The sequence below is a fragment of the Shewanella sp. BJSY2023SW007 genome, assembly GCF_047314525.1.
GTDB classification, from domain to species: Bacteria; Pseudomonadota; Gammaproteobacteria; order Enterobacterales; family Shewanellaceae; genus Shewanella; species Shewanella chilikensis.
Window position 1 is genome coordinate 22,082 of record NZ_JBKORL010000001.1, and the last position, 15,336, is coordinate 37,417.

13 protein-coding genes are annotated in these 15,336 nt (G+C 53.0%); 6 read left to right on the plus strand and 7 right to left on the minus strand.

Features of this window, described 5'->3' with window-relative positions:
• Positions 1 to 15: 15 nt before the first annotated feature.
• From ispD to rlmD, 7 genes are all read right to left on the minus strand, one after another.
• The gene (ispD, locus tag ACMHXE_RS00105) at positions 16 to 768 is read right to left on the minus strand and encodes a 2-C-methyl-D-erythritol 4-phosphate cytidylyltransferase (protein WP_101055022.1); all 753 of its coding nucleotides are present in this window, start codon (positions 766 to 768) and stop codon (positions 16 to 18) included.
• 28 nt (positions 769 to 796) lie between these two features.
• Complete coding sequence (ftsB, locus tag ACMHXE_RS00110; protein WP_039033729.1) at positions 797 to 1,099, minus strand: cell division protein FtsB; 303 nt, start codon at positions 1,097 to 1,099, stop codon at positions 797 to 799.
• A 98-nt stretch (positions 1,100 to 1,197) separates the two neighbouring features.
• Entirely contained in the window at positions 1,198 to 2,493 is a 1,296-nt protein-coding gene (eno, locus tag ACMHXE_RS00115) for a phosphopyruvate hydratase (RefSeq protein WP_101055020.1), read from the minus strand.
• Between the two features lie 147 nt (positions 2,494 to 2,640).
• Positions 2,641 to 4,278 carry a CTP synthase gene (locus ACMHXE_RS00120; protein WP_101055018.1) on the minus strand — a complete coding sequence of 546 codons (1,638 nt, stop codon included), beginning with the start codon at positions 4,276 to 4,278 and terminating at the stop codon, positions 2,641 to 2,643.
• A gap of 157 nt (positions 4,279 to 4,435) precedes the next feature.
• The gene (gene mazG / locus ACMHXE_RS00125) at positions 4,436 to 5,251 is read right to left on the minus strand and encodes a nucleoside triphosphate pyrophosphohydrolase (protein WP_083390401.1); all 816 of its coding nucleotides are present in this window, start codon (positions 5,249 to 5,251) and stop codon (positions 4,436 to 4,438) included.
• Between the two features lie 116 nt (positions 5,252 to 5,367).
• On the minus strand, positions 5,368 to 7,578 hold the full coding sequence (gene relA / locus ACMHXE_RS00130; RefSeq protein ID WP_413731076.1) for a GTP diphosphokinase: 2,211 nt from the start codon (positions 7,576 to 7,578) through the stop codon (positions 5,368 to 5,370).
• 126 nt (positions 7,579 to 7,704) lie between these two features.
• The gene (gene rlmD / locus ACMHXE_RS00135) at positions 7,705 to 9,042 is read right to left on the minus strand and encodes a 23S rRNA (uracil(1939)-C(5))-methyltransferase RlmD (RefSeq protein ID WP_413731077.1); all 1,338 of its coding nucleotides are present in this window, start codon (positions 9,040 to 9,042) and stop codon (positions 7,705 to 7,707) included.
• A gap of 99 nt (positions 9,043 to 9,141) precedes the next feature.
• Between rlmD and barA the strand changes: the two genes are divergently transcribed.
• From barA to ACMHXE_RS00165, 6 genes are all read left to right on the plus strand, one after another.
• Positions 9,142 to 11,925, plus strand: a complete 2,784-nt coding sequence (gene barA, locus ACMHXE_RS00140) for a two-component sensor histidine kinase BarA (RefSeq protein WP_234556410.1) — start codon at positions 9,142 to 9,144, stop codon at positions 11,923 to 11,925.
• The gene (locus tag ACMHXE_RS00145; protein WP_101055012.1) at positions 11,915 to 12,523 is read left to right on the plus strand and encodes a YjaG family protein; all 609 of its coding nucleotides are present in this window, start codon (positions 11,915 to 11,917) and stop codon (positions 12,521 to 12,523) included. Before barA ends, ACMHXE_RS00145 begins: the two co-directional genes overlap by 11 nt.
• Positions 12,516 to 12,800: a DUF3319 domain-containing protein gene (locus tag ACMHXE_RS00150; RefSeq protein ID WP_101055010.1), complete on the plus strand. Its 285-nt coding sequence runs from the start codon at positions 12,516 to 12,518 to the stop codon at positions 12,798 to 12,800. The genes ACMHXE_RS00145 and ACMHXE_RS00150 overlap by 8 nt, the downstream gene beginning before the upstream one ends.
• Before the next feature lie 438 nt (positions 12,801 to 13,238).
• The gene (locus ACMHXE_RS00155; protein WP_413731078.1) at positions 13,239 to 14,381 is read left to right on the plus strand and encodes a DUF5694 domain-containing protein; all 1,143 of its coding nucleotides are present in this window, start codon (positions 13,239 to 13,241) and stop codon (positions 14,379 to 14,381) included.
• A gap of 39 nt (positions 14,382 to 14,420) precedes the next feature.
• Entirely contained in the window at positions 14,421 to 14,810 is a 390-nt protein-coding gene (locus tag ACMHXE_RS00160; protein WP_165565370.1) for an NUDIX hydrolase, read from the plus strand.
• 100 nt (positions 14,811 to 14,910) lie between these two features.
• Positions 14,911 to 15,333, plus strand: coding sequence for a DUF1801 domain-containing protein (locus ACMHXE_RS00165; protein WP_101055006.1), 423 nt, complete (start codon positions 14,911 to 14,913; stop codon positions 15,331 to 15,333).
• The last annotated feature ends 3 nt before the right edge of the window (positions 15,334 to 15,336 follow it).

Here is a 15,336-nt window from a genome sequence, read left to right on the forward strand (position 1 = left end):
TGCTTGTTCCTGTATTCAGTTGCCCCGCTGATGCGCCAGATAAAGCGCTGCCAGCGGCAAGTCGTCCGGATGGGTTACCTTGATATTGTCACTGCGGCCGCTGATAAGCGCCGGGTGTATTCCGCGCCACTCCATCGCCGAGGCTTCGTCTGTCACCAGCACACCGGCGGCCAACGCCGCTTTCAGCGCCTCGGTCAAAGTAAGCAGTGGAAACAGCTGCGGCGTTAGCGCATGCCAGAGTGCTTCTCTGGCAACCGTTTCACTGATGCAGCCATCGACGCCACTGCGTTTCATGGTGTCGCGCACCGGTGCTGCCAGTATCGCCCCTTGTGGATATTGTTTCCGTGAAGCAAGCAGCTTATCAATATCGCCATGGGTAAGGCAGGGTCTGGCAGCGTCGTGTACCAAAGCCCAGGTATTAGCGGGCAATTGCTTGTCGGCTACCAGGCTCTCAAGCGCCGCCAACACAGAATCGGCCCGCTCTTTACCGCCAGTGACAGTCTCCAACTTGGGATGACTGGCCACCGTCAGTTTGCCAAAAAAGCTATCTTCTGGGTTCAGCGCTACTATCACCTTTGAGATGCCATTGTGGCTCAGCAAACCCTTGAGGGTTTGCTCCAAAATACAGGAGCCGGCAAGCGGCAGATACTGCTTGGGACAATCAGCGCCCATGCGACTGCCTATCCCCGCCGCAGGCACTATGGCAATCACTTGTTCATCACTGAGGAGCCCGGCCGCTATGGCTCGGGAAGAAATAGCTTCGCTCATGGATATCCGTTATGTTGAAATTAGGCCGTTATTGATTGGCCAAAGACATGGAACGCTGCTCACCACCAACAACCCGATAAAAGGTTTCACCCTTCTTGATTAACCCCAGCTCATTGCGGGCACGCTCTTCCAGGGCTTCGGTACCGCTGCGTAGATCGCGGATCTCCTCTTTCAGTACCTGGTTACGTTCTTCGAGCCTGGCATTGCTGTCATTTTGAGCCGCTATCTGCTGTTCAAGATGGAAGTACTCCGGCAGACTGTTTTCTCCCAGCCAAAGACGATATTGCAGTAGCCCCAGCAGCAAGACGATGACAAAAAGCAGTCGTTTCATGGTGATAAATTCAGCTCATGTCCTAAAAATACGATTAGTGTTGATAGTACAACAAAAAAGGCCACCAAGTGGCGGCCTTTTGAAACTGGGGGCGAAAATTACGCCTGACCTTTGATCTCACTCAGGCCGTGGTAGGCTGCCTTGGCGCCCAGTTGCTCTTCAATACGCAGCAACTGGTTGTACTTGGCAACACGGTCAGAGCGGCACAGAGAACCTGTCTTGATCTGGCCGGCTGCGGTACCTACTGCCAAGTCGGCAATGGTCGCATCTTCAGTTTCACCTGAGCGGTGAGAGATAACGGCAGTGTAACCGGCTTCTTTGGCCATGCGGATAGCGGCCAGAGTCTCGGTCAGAGAACCTATCTGGTTGAACTTGATCAGAATCGAGTTGGCAACGCCCTGCTCAATACCACGAGACAGGATCTTGGTGTTGGTCACGAACAAATCATCACCCACCAGTTGGATCTTGTCGCCGAGGATCTTGGTCTGGTAAGCCCATCCGTCCCAATCAGACTCATCCAGGCCATCTTCGATAGAAACGATAGGATACTGCTCGGTCAATGACTTGAGGAAGTCAGAGAAACCGTTGGAATCGAATACCTTGCCTTCACCGGCCAGGTCATACTTACCGTCTTTGTAGAACTCGGAAGCGGCACAATCCAGCGCCAGAGTCACATCTGTGCCCAATTTGTAGCCAGCAGCTTCAACGGCTTCTTTGATAACCGCCAGGGCATCGGCGTTGGATGACAGGTTAGGCGCAAAACCACCTTCGTCGCCCACGGCAGTGTTCAGGCCCTTGGACTGGAGCACTTTCTTCAGGTTGTGGAAGATTTCAGCGCCCATACGCAGGGCTTCGCGGAAGCTCTTGGCACCGACTGGCTGTACCATGAATTCCTGAATGTCGACGTTGTTGTCGGCATGCTCACCACCGTTCAAGATGTTCATCATAGGAACCGGCATGCTGTACTGACCAGGAGTCCCGTTCAGTTCGGCGATGTGAGCGTAAAGTGGCATACCTTTGAATGCAGCTGCGGCCTTGGCAGCAGCCAAAGACACCGCCAGAATGGCGTTAGCGCCCAGCTTGTCTTTGTTTTCGGTGCCGTCCAGCGCAATCATAATGCCATCCAGCTCGGCTTGAGCCGTGGCATCTTTACCCAGCAGGGCTTCACGGATAGGACCGTTGACATTGTCAACAGCCTTGAGCACGCCTTTACCCAGATAGCGGGCCTTGTCGCCATCACGCAGTTCCAGCGCTTCACGGCTACCGGTAGAAGCACCTGATGGAGCTGCAGCCATACCGATGAAACCACCTTCCAGATGCACTTCAGCTTCTACTGTGGGGTTACCGCGAGAATCCATGATTTCGCGTCCAATGACGTTAATGATCTTAGCCATAATGTCCTCGATTAAAAGTTAAAGAAAAAACCCATACCCATCTGAGCGTTCAGCGTCTCTCATATGGGTATTGGACTTTCACTTCACACTTCCCGGCTCGGCCGGGATGAAAAAGCCGGACTGCCATAGCAGTCCGGCTCTAATAGTTTAACCCAGATTACGCTTTTGGTAAGTACTGGCGGCGGCGACAAAACCTTCAAACAGAGGATGACCATCGCGAGGTGTGGAGGTGAATTCCGGATGGAACTGACCGGCAACAAACCAAGGGTGCGCCGGTATTTCGATCATCTCCACCAGCTTGCGATCCGAAGACAAGCCACTGAACACCAGGCCGGCTTTTTCCAGACGCTCACGGAAGGCGTTGTTCACTTCGTAACGATGGCGGTGACGCTCGATACAGGTGTTGCTCTTATAAGCCGCAGCGGCCTTGGTGCCTTCAATCAGATGGCACAGCTGAGCGCCAAGACGCATAGTACCGCCAAGATCTGAGGCCTCGTCACGCTGCTCCAAATTGCCTTCTTCATCCACCCATTCAGTGATCAGGCCCACAACAGGGAAAGGGGTTTCCTTGTTGAACTCGGTAGAGTGGGCACCTTCCATACCGGCGACATGGCGAGCGAATTCAATCAGGGCAACCTGCATACCCAGACAGATACCAAAGTATGGCAGTTGGTTTTCACGGGCATATTGAGCGGCAAGGATCTTACCTTCAACACCACGCTCACCAAAGCCGCCGGGAACCAGAATGCCGTCCAGGCCTTCCAGCACTTCAACGCCTTTGACTTCAACCGTCTGGGAATCGATATACTTGATGTTCACCGAAACCCGGTTTTTGAGGCCGGCATGCTTGAGTGCTTCGTTGACTGACTTGTAGGCATCCGGCAGTTCGATGTACTTGCCGACCATACCTATGGTCACTTCATTGTTTGGATTGGCTTCCTGATAAACCACGTTTTCCCATTCGGACAGGTCGGCTTCAGGACAGCTCAGACCAAAGCGCTTGACGACCAGCTCATCCAGACCTTGTGAGCGCAGCAGCGCCGGGATCTTGTAGATAGAGTCCACGTCTTTAAGGGAGATAACCGCCCGCTCTTCAACGTTACAGAACAGGGAAATTTTGGCTCTCTCTGTAGCCGGGATGGCGCGGTCGCCACGGCAAACCAGGATATCCGGCGCAATACCGATAGAACGCAGCTCTTTTACCGAGTGCTGAGTCGGTTTGGTTTTCACTTCCTGAGCCGGGCCGATAAAAGGCACCAGAGTCAGATGCATAAACAGGCTGCGTTCGCGGCCCAATTCAACACCCAGCTGACGGATAGACTCGAGGAAAGGCAGAGATTCGATATCACCCACAGTACCACCGATTTCAACGATGGCGACATCATGGCCTTCACCGCCTTCGAGGACTTTTTCCTTGATGGCGTTGGTGATGTGCGGAATAACCTGAATGGTGGCACCCAGGTAGTCACCACGACGCTCCTTGCGCAGCACTTCCTCGTAGATACGACCCGTAGTGAAGTTGTTACGGCGGTTCATCTTGGTACGGATGAAACGCTCATAGTGGCCCAAGTCCAGATCTGTCTCTGCGCCGTCCTCAGTGACAAACACTTCCCCGTGTTGGGTTGGGCTCATGGTTCCCGGATCAACGTTGATGTAAGGATCCAGCTTCATGATGGTTACATTCAGGCCTCTGGCCTCTAAAATTGCCGCGAGCGATGCCGCTGCAATGCCTTTACCTAGTGATGAAACAACGCCACCAGTAACGAAGATATACCTTGTAGTCATGCTGAACCTGAGAAAAAAGAATGATAAATAGGTGCTCGAATGAAAGCACCAGGACGGGGCGACAGTATATCAAAGCGCCCGCCATTTACCAAACAGGAATGACGATAATTTTTACGCTCTGATCTCATTCGCGCATTTTTAATCCAGGCTTCGCCTGCTACTGGATTTCACCGCGCTCTTCACGCTTGACCTGATCCCAATAAGCATCCAGTGCCTGCAGATCATGTTCTGCAAACGGCTTGCCGCTGGCATTGGCTTTTTGCTCGACGGCGCGAAAACGCCGCTCAAACTTGTTGTTGGCCCCTCTGAGAGCCTGCTCGGGATCCACCCCCAAGTGGCGCGCCAGATTCACCGCAGCAAACAGCAAGTCGCCCACTTCATCCTCAACCCTGGCCTTATCCGGCGTGGCTTGACGCGCTTCGTGCAACACTTCTTCAATCTCTTCCTGTACCTTGTCGACTACAGGCTCAAGCTCGGGCCAATCAAACCCTACTCTGGCGACCCGCTTTTGAATCTTACCCGCCCGCGCCAACGCCGGCAGCGCCTTGGGAATATCATCCAGCACTGAGTGCAGTTCGCGCCCGGCGCGCTCTGCTGCTTTAATGCGCTCCCAGTTGTTCTTGGCATCCGGCGCCGAGTCAAAACTCAAGTCGGTATCGGCGGCAAACACATGGGGATGACGATTGATAAGCTTGTTACATATCCGCTCGAGCACAGTGGCGAAATCAAACCAGCCCTTTTCCTTGCCAAGCTGGCAATAGAACACCACCTGAAACAGCAGATCGCCAAGCTCAGAAGGTAACTCCTGCCAGTCGCGGCTTTCTATGGCGTCGGCTACTTCATAAGCTTCTTCCAGGGTGTAGGGCACTATGGAGTCAAAATCCTGTGCCCTGTCCCAGGGGCAACCCAGCTCAGGGTCCCTGAGCTTTGCCATAATCTCAAGCAATGCATTGATATCTGCCGCCACCGCCATTACTCCTTTGTTGCTAATACGCTTACCAATCCAACGACTCTTTGATAAGTCTTAAAAAACAGCAGGACGCAACCTATGCGTCCTGTTTTAAATACCGGTCGAATACCGAACTGGCCTCAGAGCCTGCGGGCTTCTATTACCCCGTCTATCTGGGTCAGCTTGGAGATAACCCGGGATAAACCGTCGAGGTTATAAAGCTCCATCTCAAGTTCAATGGCCGCCGTCTGGTTCTTGAGATCCGATGAGGAACTCATCGCCAGCACATTGGACTTTTCCGCCGCCAGCACAGAGGTGAGATCCCGCAGCAAACCGGTTCTGTCATTGGCCACCACTCGAATACGGATCTTGTAGCCGCCGGAGTAGTTTTCGCCCCAGACCACATCCACTACCCGCTCTGGATGGGCGCGCATCAGTTCCTTGACCTGCTCACAATCGGCTCTGTGCACCGAAATACCGCGCCCCTTGGTAATAAAACCGAAAATCTCATCACCGGGCACCGGCTGACAGCAGCGCGCCAGATGGCTCATCAGATTACCGACACCATTGACCTCAATCTGGCCGCGATTGGCGCCTATGGGTTTCTGCTGACCTTTCTTGACCAGCTCTTCCAGCGCTTCTTCGTCAGAAGGCTCCTGAGTTCTGAGTCGGCTCTGTACATGATTAACCACTTGGTTGAGGCGCACATCGCCGCCACCTATGGCCGCCAACAGGTCGTCCATGTTGGTCATGTTGAAGCGCTCAATTGCGCTGCCGACATCCTTGAGTGTCAGCCCCACCCGCGCCAGTTCGGCTTCCAGCATCTCGCGTCCGGCCACCAGGTTCTTGTCCCTGTCCTGCTGCTTGAACCAGTGTTGGATCTTGCTGCGGGCTCTGGAGGTCTTGATATAACCCAGGTTGGGGTTAAGCCAATCCCGCTTCGGATTGGGATGCTTGGAGGTGATGATCTCGATGCGCTCACCGGTTTCCACCTGGTAGGTGAACGGCACTATGCGGCCATCAACCTTGGCGCCAATACACTTGTGGCCCACCTGGGAGTGGATATAGTAGGCAAAGTCCAGCACGGTCGAGCCGGCTGGCAAGTCCACCACTTCTCCGGACGGGGTAAACACATAGACCCTGTCTTCGAAGACCTGGGAACGGATCTCCTCCACTAGGTTGCCGCTCTCAACCACATCTTCCTGCCACTGCAAAATCTTGCGCAGCCAGTTGATCTTCTCTTCGTAGCCACTCTGTTTGCCGGAGTGATTGCCCTCTTTATATTTCCAGTGAGCCGCCACCCCGAGCTCGGCATCTTCATGCATCTGCTGGGTACGAATTTGGATTTCGACTGTTTTGCCCTCCGGCCCCACCACCACAGTGTGAATCGACTGGTAGCCGTTAGGTTTGGGGTTGGCAATATAGTCGTCAAACTCTCTGGGAATATGGTGCCAAAGGGTATGCACTACACCGAGCGCGCCGTAGCAGTCCTGCAACCGGTCGGTGACGATTCGCACCGCACGCACGTCAAACAGCTCGTCAAATTTAAGCTGCTTGCCGCGCATCTTGCGCCAGATGGAGTAGATATGTTTGGGGCGGCCATAGACCTTGGCACGAATGCCTTCTTCATCCAGCCGCGTTTGCAACTGATTGACAAAGTTGTCGATAAAGACTTCACGGTCCAGGCGCTTGCCATCCAGCTGCTTGGCAATCTCTTTATAGGTCTCGGGATGCAGATAACGAAACGAGATATCCTCCAGCTCCCACTTGAGCTGACCTATACCCAAACGGTTAGCCAGCGGCGCGTAGATATCGGCAATTTCCCGGGCCAGTAAGACCCGGGTTTCTTCATCGTCATTTTTCACGGCCCTAAGCAAGCATACCCGCTCGGCCAGTTTGATCACCACGGCGCGTACATCTTCCACCATGGCCAGCAACATCTTGCGGATATTGTCGATTTGCGGCTCACTGCTGCGGCTGTCATTGCCCACCTTGAGTGCACCTATGGCATCCATGGTCTTGACGCTGTTGACCAAGGTAGCCAACTCGGGACCAAAGTCTTCAGTAAGCTTGGCTTCATCGACTATGCCCACCTCGAAAAACACAAATAAGATGGCGGCCTGCAGGGTTTCGATATCCATGTTGAGCGGCGCGAGGATCTCTATCATCTCCCGCGCCTTGGCCTGCAGCTCAGCTTTGGGACGCTTGCACTTACCCATAGGCAGTGCTTCCACCTTGGCTATCAGCTCCAACAAACGCCCGGCATCGGCGGAGTCGGCCACATAACGATTAACCCACTCATCCAGATTGAAATCAGGATCCTTAAAGTGTGCTTCGCGAACAGATACCATCTCACCTTCCTTTAGTGTCCGATTAACAGACTCAACAAGACTCCCTATCTTGAGCATACCCGATGGTATGTCAAACCCCCGTGAGTACCTTTATTGATAAAATTGACTCGATAGACAATAAAAGCATCAATTCCGCACAAACAATGCCATGGCTTCGGTGTGATGGGTCTGGGGGAACATGTCCAACACACTGAGGCGCTCCAGGCGATAGCCTTGCGCGAGCAATAACACGCTGTCCCGCGCCAAGCTCGCCGGATTGCAAGAAACATACACTACTCGCTCTGGCGCGATGTTTTTCAGGTAAGAAAGCGTCTCATAGGCCCCGGCACGGGCGGGATCCAGCAGCAGCTTATCCACCTTGCCAAGCCAGGGCTCGGCCGAAAGGTCGGCGCTAAGATCGGCGCAAAAGAACTGCACACCTTCAAGCCCGGCTTGTTTGGCATTTTGCCTGGCCTGCTCAACCATGGCGGGCACACCCTCGACACCTGTGACCCGGGCGCCGGTGGCCGCCAGCGGTAGGCTGAAGTTACCCATGCCGCAGAAGAGATCCAGTATGTGCTCGCCGACCTTGGGTTGCAGCCAATCTATGGCCTTGGCCACCATGGCACGGTTTACTTCACCATTAACCTGAATAAAATTCCCCGGATTAAACTTAAGCGTCAGCTCATCGCCATCGACGCCAGGCAAGCGGTAGCTTGGCTGATTGCCCGTGAGGTAATCACACTCGCCCTGATTGTCCTGCAGCACCAACTGCACTTCTTGCTGCCCGGCAAAGATCTTGAGCTTTTCCTTGTCTTTATTCACCAGTGGCCGGGTAATTCTCAGCACCACAAAACGACCGGCTTCGGTTTCAATCAGCTCCACATGACCAAGCTGAGCCACGCCCTGCAGGTGTGCCAGTTGCGCCGCCAACGGCTTTATCAGTTCCGACAACGAAACCGCCAATACAGGACATTCGCCAATGGCAACTACCTTGCTGCTGGACTTGGCCCTGAACCCCAGGGTGAATTCGCGACTTTGTTTGTCATACCAGGTCGCCAGTCTGGCCTTGCGTCTATAATGCCAAGGGGTGGAAGCCAACTCGCCGATCTCCGGCAGTTCAGATAGGCCCGAGAGCTTGGCAAACAACTCGGCCAAGGCCCGGCGCTTGTGCTGCCGCTGGCTCAAATCTGACAAGTGTTGCAGATCGCAGCCGCCGCAAAGCGCATAATCGGGGCATTGGGGTTCAACCCGCTCCGGCGATGTTTGGGTGATGCGGATGAGTTTGCCCCTGGCATAGTTCTTTTTTTGTTCGGTGAGCTGCACCTCGGCGCTTTCACCAGGCAATAAGCCGGGAATGAACACCACTTTGCCCTGATATTGACCGATCCCGGCACCCTGATGATCCAATCCGGAAGCCGTGAGTGACAGTTTTGCGGAGACTTTCTTGGATCTGTTTGGTTTTTCTCTAAAAAATTGTGCCATCTAGGCCCCTGAAACAATAAAAAACTGGCAAAGACGCCGGGATATCTGGCAGTCTATCTATAGCCGTAAAACAAACTATCTGGAATACCTATACCGCCCATGAACAGTGCGAATAACATGACCAAGTACAGCCTCAGATCCTGGGTGCTGGTATTGGCCCTGGCTCCTACCATTTTGGTCGGTATTCTTCTGGGCAGTTACTTTACCATAAATCGCTTTTATGAGCTTGAAGATACGCTCATAGAACAGGGCAGTAATATCATAGAGCCGCTGGCCATCGCCAGCGAGATAGGCCTGGCCGCCAACAACCGCGAAGCCACCAAACGCCTGCTCGCCGCGGCTCAGCTCAACAAGTCGACCTTGGTGAAATCCATCGCCATCTTCGATGCCGACAACCAGCTGTTTGTCACCTCCCATTATCACAAAGACTTTGAGATTATGCGCTACAAGGGCGCCATCTCGGATCTGGCCCGCACCGAATATGATCAGCTAGGCGACAGCCTGGTGCTCAGGGCACCGATTTTCGCTGCCGGTAGTCTGCTGGCGATAGACGATGCTCCCGGCTTCAATGAGAAACCCCTGGGCTATATCTCTTTGCTGCTCAACAAGGAAAAGGCGCTGCTGGAACAGCACAGAGCCGCGGTGGCGGCTTTTATCATAGTGCTTATCGGGGTGCAGCTGAATCTGCTATTCACCTTCCGCCTGGTAAAGAATGTCACTCAGCCTATCACCGACATGGTACGGGTGGTGGCCAAAATCCGTGAGGGCAAGCTGGATACCCGGCTGGAGGGCAATCTCATCGGTGAGCTGGATCTGCTCAAACGGGGGATTAACGCCATGGCGGGCTCCTTGTCGGAATACCATGATGAGATGCAGCAGAACATAGATCAGGCGACCTCGGATCTCAGGGAAACCCTGGAGCAGATTGAAATTCAGAACGTCGAACTGGACTTGGCCAAGAAACGGGCGCTGGAAGCCAGCCGGATAAAATCCGAATTCTTGGCCAACATGTCCCACGAGCTGAGAACGCCACTCAATGGCGTGATAGGTTTTGCCCGTCAACTATTGAAAACGCCGCTGCACGCCAGCCAGATGGAATATATTCGCACCATAGAACGCAGCGCCACCAATCTGCTGGGGATCATCAACGACATCCTCGACTTCTCCAAGCTGGAAGCCGGTAAAATGGTATTGGAAACCATGCCATTCGCCCTCAGGGAAACCCTGGATGATACCCTGATGCTGCTGTCCGGCTCCGCCCACGAGAAAGGGTTGGAACTTGTCGTGGATGTGGCCCCGGAAGTACCGGATGCCGTCAGCGGAGACGCCATGCGGGTGGGTCAGATCATCACCAATCTGGTGGGCAATGCCATCAAGTTTACCGATCAGGGCAGTGTGCTGCTGAAGGTGGATATCAGCAACATCAAAGAAGACAAATTGCTGTTGCACTGTGAGGTATCGGATACAGGTATCGGCATAGAGGAGAGTCAGCAGGAGTTGCTGTTCCAGGCATTCGGCCAGGCCGATTCATCCATCTCCCGCCGCTTTGGCGGTACAGGTCTTGGATTGGTGATAACCAAGCGCCTCATTAATCAGATGGGCGGCCAGATAGGCTTCAGTTCCAGAATGGGCAAAGGCTCTACCTTCTGGTTTACCCTGCCGCTGATGACCAGCCAATTCTCCATAGGTGAACCACTGCCACTGGAGCAACTCAGAGGCAAGACGGTATTACTGTTTGAACCCAGACCCTTAACCCGTTCTGTGCTCAACCGCCGCCTGCAACAATGGCAGATGCAGGTCAATAGTGTTCACACTGTGCCGCAGCTGGAAGCCGAGCTTGCTCAGAACAAGGCACATTTCGACTATGTACTGCTCGGCTGTCACGGCTTCGATGGTCCATCACAATTGCAGTCAGTACTTAAGAGCGCCAGACAAGTCACCGAGGCCCTTATCGCCCTATTTGACTGCCATGACCAGGAAGCGCTGGAGCGTTATATCCGTCCCGCGGTGGATCTGGTGTTGAGTATCCCCGCCAGCGAATACCTGATGGCACGCAATATGATTTATCTGCCGCAGGAGTCGGAACTCAAAACCGCCCGTCCCCAATTGGTAGAGCCGCAGCAGCGCCACAAACTCAATGTGCTGGCGGTGGATGATAACCCGGCCAACCTCAAGCTGATTGACACCCTGCTCGATGAACTGGTCACAGGAGTAACCACGGCCAGTAATGGCGAGCAGGCGGTCAACCTGGCCAAAAAACGCAGTTTTGATTTGATCTTTATGGATATTCAGATGCCGGGGACAGATGGTATTACCGCCACTCGCCTCATCCGTCAGGACTCGCTGAATCGTAATACACCGATAGTTGCGGTCACGGCCCATGCCATCAATGAGGAGCGCGAGCGGATCCTCAACAGTGGCATGGACGGCTATCTGCCCAAGCCAATCGATGAAGCGGCACTGAAAGGAGTGATCAGTCGCTGGATTACCCGGCCCAAGTTTACTCATTTTGATCAACATACCCTCAACTGGGAACTCTGTTTGACCCAGGCCAACCAGAAGCAGGATCTGGCACTGGATATGCTCAGAATGTTGATCGATTCCATGCCACAAACCAGAACCACCATACAGGAATCGCTGGAACAAAATGACATAGACGAAATGAAGGCCTGTGTCCACAAACTGCACGGTGCCTGTTGCTACTGCGGCGTACCGACGCTGCAAAAACTCTGTCAAACCGTGGAAGGCGGTCTCAAGCAAGGCAATAACATTACCGAGCTGGAGCCGGAAATACTGGAGTTACTTGATGAGCTAACTAAGGTAGAATCCGCGGCAAAACAAGTGATATCCCAACTTTCGATGGATTTAACCGATGACAACTAAACCTGGCTTCTTTAAACGCCTGAAGGCGCTGGAACTGCCGCAAAAGAAACTCTTTGCCGTGGCATTGTGCCAGCGTATGTACCCCAACTACCAACTGTTTTCCGAGGTGTGTGAATTCGGCGATCCCCAAGTACTGGATACTGTGCTCAACCTGCTGTGGCAGTCTTTATATGACCGCAAACTCAAGTTGAACCTTGAACTGCAGATGGCCAAATTGGAAGAAAACACCCCTGAACCAGCCCAATTCGACGCCTATGGAGTCTACCCGGCGATGGATGCGGCTGTGGCACTCAGTTCACTGCTTGGTGCGCTGGAAAGCAAGGTGGAAGACGACATCACCAATATCTCCAAGTTGTCATCCGGTACTGTCGCCAACTATATTGAAGCCATAGCCGATCCCGAATTGGATGGTGAGGCATTGGACGAGTTTGTCTTCAGCCACGAAGTAATGCAGGAAGAGCGCGAGTTGCAGGCGTCCTTGCTGGAAATTATCGAGGAAAACCCGCAGATAACTGCGGATTTTGTCAAAGCACTACGCAAAGAAATCGTCATGAACGGCGTGTCCAACATAGGAATAAGCGTTCAACAAGATGCGTAAGCTTGTTTATCGCGGTTATATCCTCAGCAATACCGATGGACTCACCGACAGCTGGACCCTGACCATAGGCCAGACCAGCCGCACCGGTTCTTTGTTCGAACTAAGAAGACAAATCAACTTCTTTGAAGAGTTGGGGATATTGCCACAGCCCAAAATGACTGACCAGCAAGTCAAAGGCAATTCATCGGCTCCACAAGGGAAGACAAGAAATAAACAGCTCTCCCCAAAGAAGCATTTCCGCAAAAGTATCAACCCACAAGGCCGGACGGGCAAATAGTCCGGCTTAGGGTTTAGGTGCTTTGAAGAATTGGCTCTCCAGGGCCTTGAATTTAATCAAATCATTCTTGTCTCCCTCCTGACTATCAATTACTCTGAAACCATATTGGCAATGGATAGCTTAGCTTCAGCCCAAAGGTCCAAACCCAGGAAGCGACATAAGTCTTAATGGAAAGCAACCGCTTTAGGCCGGGACGTGAAGACTTGATGGGATGACCTCAGGATCATCCACCAAGTAACAGGGAAGTTTGTCATCTCTCCCAGTTGCAATAAATCAACTCAACATACCGTCTGGTGGAATTCAAGATGCTTTAATCATCAGCATCATCCAACAGTCTCTATGTGAAAAGTTAACCAGAAGTTTTTCTACGGCCAGTATTGTTATACCTCTGCCATCTCATGGTATTAGCCAAAAACAATCACTTTTGGGAGACTCAACTTGACCATTAAAGCGCTGCTTTTTCTTATCTGCCTGTCGGCAGCGGGTATTGTCCATATAACAACGGCCAAAGCAGACCCTGTCGCCGCTCAAGCGCCAGGGGCTGAGCATGCACTGCAAAGGCTCAGTAGCAAAAGCCAACCCAAGACTCAGGTGATGGTGCTTGGCAGCCTGCACCTGAGCAATATCAAACAGCAATTGGACAGCCGCTCTCTATCCTCGATCCTTGAGCCACTCTCCCGTTACCAGCCTACGGCCATAGCGGTAGAGTCACTGCGGCCAGAGGATATTGCCACCATGATCAACGGCTCAGGCGAGTATCAAACTGTGTTGGATCATTTTGTAGGACAAAGATTTCTGGCGCTGGCGATAAAGGAGCAGCAGGAGTTGCAGCTCTCGGCGCAAAAGGCGCTTGAGAGTCTGGAGCCCTTATTGGATAAGGCCAGCCTTGAACCTGTGCAGCGAGCAAGACTCATCAAGTTAGCCGTTGCCGCCTATCACAAAGAGCTAGCCCTGCTGCACTGGCATTATTTGGACAAAACTGCAGCGAGCACAGCGATTTCCACCGAGTTACAGCACTACCTGGAGCAACTTGCCGCGAGCAATAACGAGAAAAACACCCTTGGCAACAACCTGGCCATGGCACTGAAGCTCAAGCGCATTTATCCGATAGATGATCATCTGGATAAAGATCTCTACCGCCCCATCGAAGCGCGACTGCTGGAGTCTTACAATCAGTCGCCTCATGCCGCCGCTTTGGCCAAAAGCGACTATATCAACAAGCCACAAAGGCTAAAGACTGAGGCGCTCGAGACAGGCAACTGGTTGCCGCTCTTTTCCTGGCTAAACAGCCAGGAGTACCAGACAGCCGTCATTAACCAGGAGTGGAGCCTGTTTATCGATAAAGATTTACCCCCGGATGCGGCGCTCTCCCGGGTTGCCCTTTGGGAGATACGCAATCTCAACATGAGCTCGCACATCATGCGCGTGGTGGCAGCTAACCCTGGAGGTCGAGTGCTGGTGATAGTCGGAGCCAGCCACAAGGTGTTTCTGGAGCAGTATTTGGCCAATATGTTAGGGGTTAAACTGATCCAGCCTCAGCAGTATTTTACTGCCCCCCAAAGTCCACATGACAACCGCTGAAGAGCCAATAGCTGGTTTTAGTTGTAAACAAGGAACCCCATGAAACAATTACATAGTGTCGCCTGGCTACATAAAAAAAACGCTGAAGTCTTGTGTGTCAAATCCAAGGGCAAAGATAAATTCTTTATTCCCGGCGGCAAACCTGAACCAGGTGAAACCCTTGAACAAGCCCTGACACGGGAACTGCAGGAAGAGCTCAGCATAGAACTGCAGCAAGACACCATTTGCCACAGGTTCAGCATCACGGATAAGGCCTTTGGCCTTGAGGACACTGAGCTGACCATGCACTGTTTCAGCGCGGGCTTTAGTGGCGACATCAATACCGCAGCCGAGATAGAAAGCCTGGACTGGATAGGCATAGCAGATATGGCAAAATGCGCACCGGCGGCCCAGCAGGCAATCGTAAAATTGCTTGGCAGCGACCATTGAATCGACGTTCGCCGGAGCACCTTTGTCCAACTTGGTCTATCCTGCAGCCAGATAACACAGAGTCAGGCTCGCACTCGCAAGCGAGCCAGGGAGAACACAGATGGACAAAAAATTGCAGCAAACTGACGGTAGCGTTTCTATCGACCACAAGATTGCCGCCCTGGGCGGCTGGCGCGCCGAGATGCTTGGCCATATCCGCGAACTTATCAAGGCGGCGATTCCCGAGGTAGTTGAAGAGTGCAAATGGGTAAAGCCAACCAACCCGTCCGGTGTACCTGTATGGTCAAGCCAAGGCATACTCTGTACCGGCGAGTCATACAAAGCCAAATTGAAACTGACATTTGCCAATGGCGCTTCGCTGGCGGATCCCCACCAGCTGTTTAATGCAGGTCTTGAGGGCAAACAGCGTAGAGCCATAGATATTACCCAGGGCCAACCCTTGGATGAAGCGGCTTTCAAGGCACTGATAAGCGCCGCTGCCGACTTCAACCACAACAAGGCCCTGAAACAATCAAAGCGGTAAGTA

What these genes read in the sequence shown, in the direction of transcription:
- ispD (WP_101055022.1), bottom strand. Translation starts at nt 768, where the DNA reads ATGAGCGAAGCTATTTCTTCCCGAGCCATAGCGGCCGGGCTCCTCAGT.
- barA (WP_234556410.1), top strand. Translation starts at nt 9,142, where the DNA reads ATGAACAGTGCGAATAACATGACCAAGTACAGCCTCAGATCCTGGGTG.
- ACMHXE_RS00165 (WP_101055006.1), top strand. Translation starts at nt 14,911, where the DNA reads ATGGACAAAAAATTGCAGCAAACTGACGGTAGCGTTTCTATCGACCAC.
- relA (WP_413731076.1), bottom strand. Translation starts at nt 7,578, where the DNA reads ATGGTATCTGTTCGCGAAGCACACTTTAAGGATCCTGATTTCAATCTG.
- mazG (WP_083390401.1), bottom strand. Translation starts at nt 5,251, where the DNA reads ATGGCGGTGGCGGCAGATATCAATGCATTGCTTGAGATTATGGCAAAG.
- ACMHXE_RS00160 (WP_165565370.1), top strand. Translation starts at nt 14,421, where the DNA reads ATGAAACAATTACATAGTGTCGCCTGGCTACATAAAAAAAACGCTGAA.
- ACMHXE_RS00145 (WP_101055012.1), top strand. Translation starts at nt 11,915, where the DNA reads ATGACAACTAAACCTGGCTTCTTTAAACGCCTGAAGGCGCTGGAACTG.
- ftsB (WP_039033729.1), bottom strand. Translation starts at nt 1,099, where the DNA reads ATGAAACGACTGCTTTTTGTCATCGTCTTGCTGCTGGGGCTACTGCAA.
- eno (WP_101055020.1), bottom strand. Translation starts at nt 2,493, where the DNA reads ATGGCTAAGATCATTAACGTCATTGGACGCGAAATCATGGATTCTCGC.
- ACMHXE_RS00150 (WP_101055010.1), top strand. Translation starts at nt 12,516, where the DNA reads ATGCGTAAGCTTGTTTATCGCGGTTATATCCTCAGCAATACCGATGGA.
- rlmD (WP_413731077.1), bottom strand. Translation starts at nt 9,042, where the DNA reads ATGGCACAATTTTTTAGAGAAAAACCAAACAGATCCAAGAAAGTCTCC.
- ACMHXE_RS00120 (WP_101055018.1), bottom strand. Translation starts at nt 4,278, where the DNA reads ATGACTACAAGGTATATCTTCGTTACTGGTGGCGTTGTTTCATCACTA.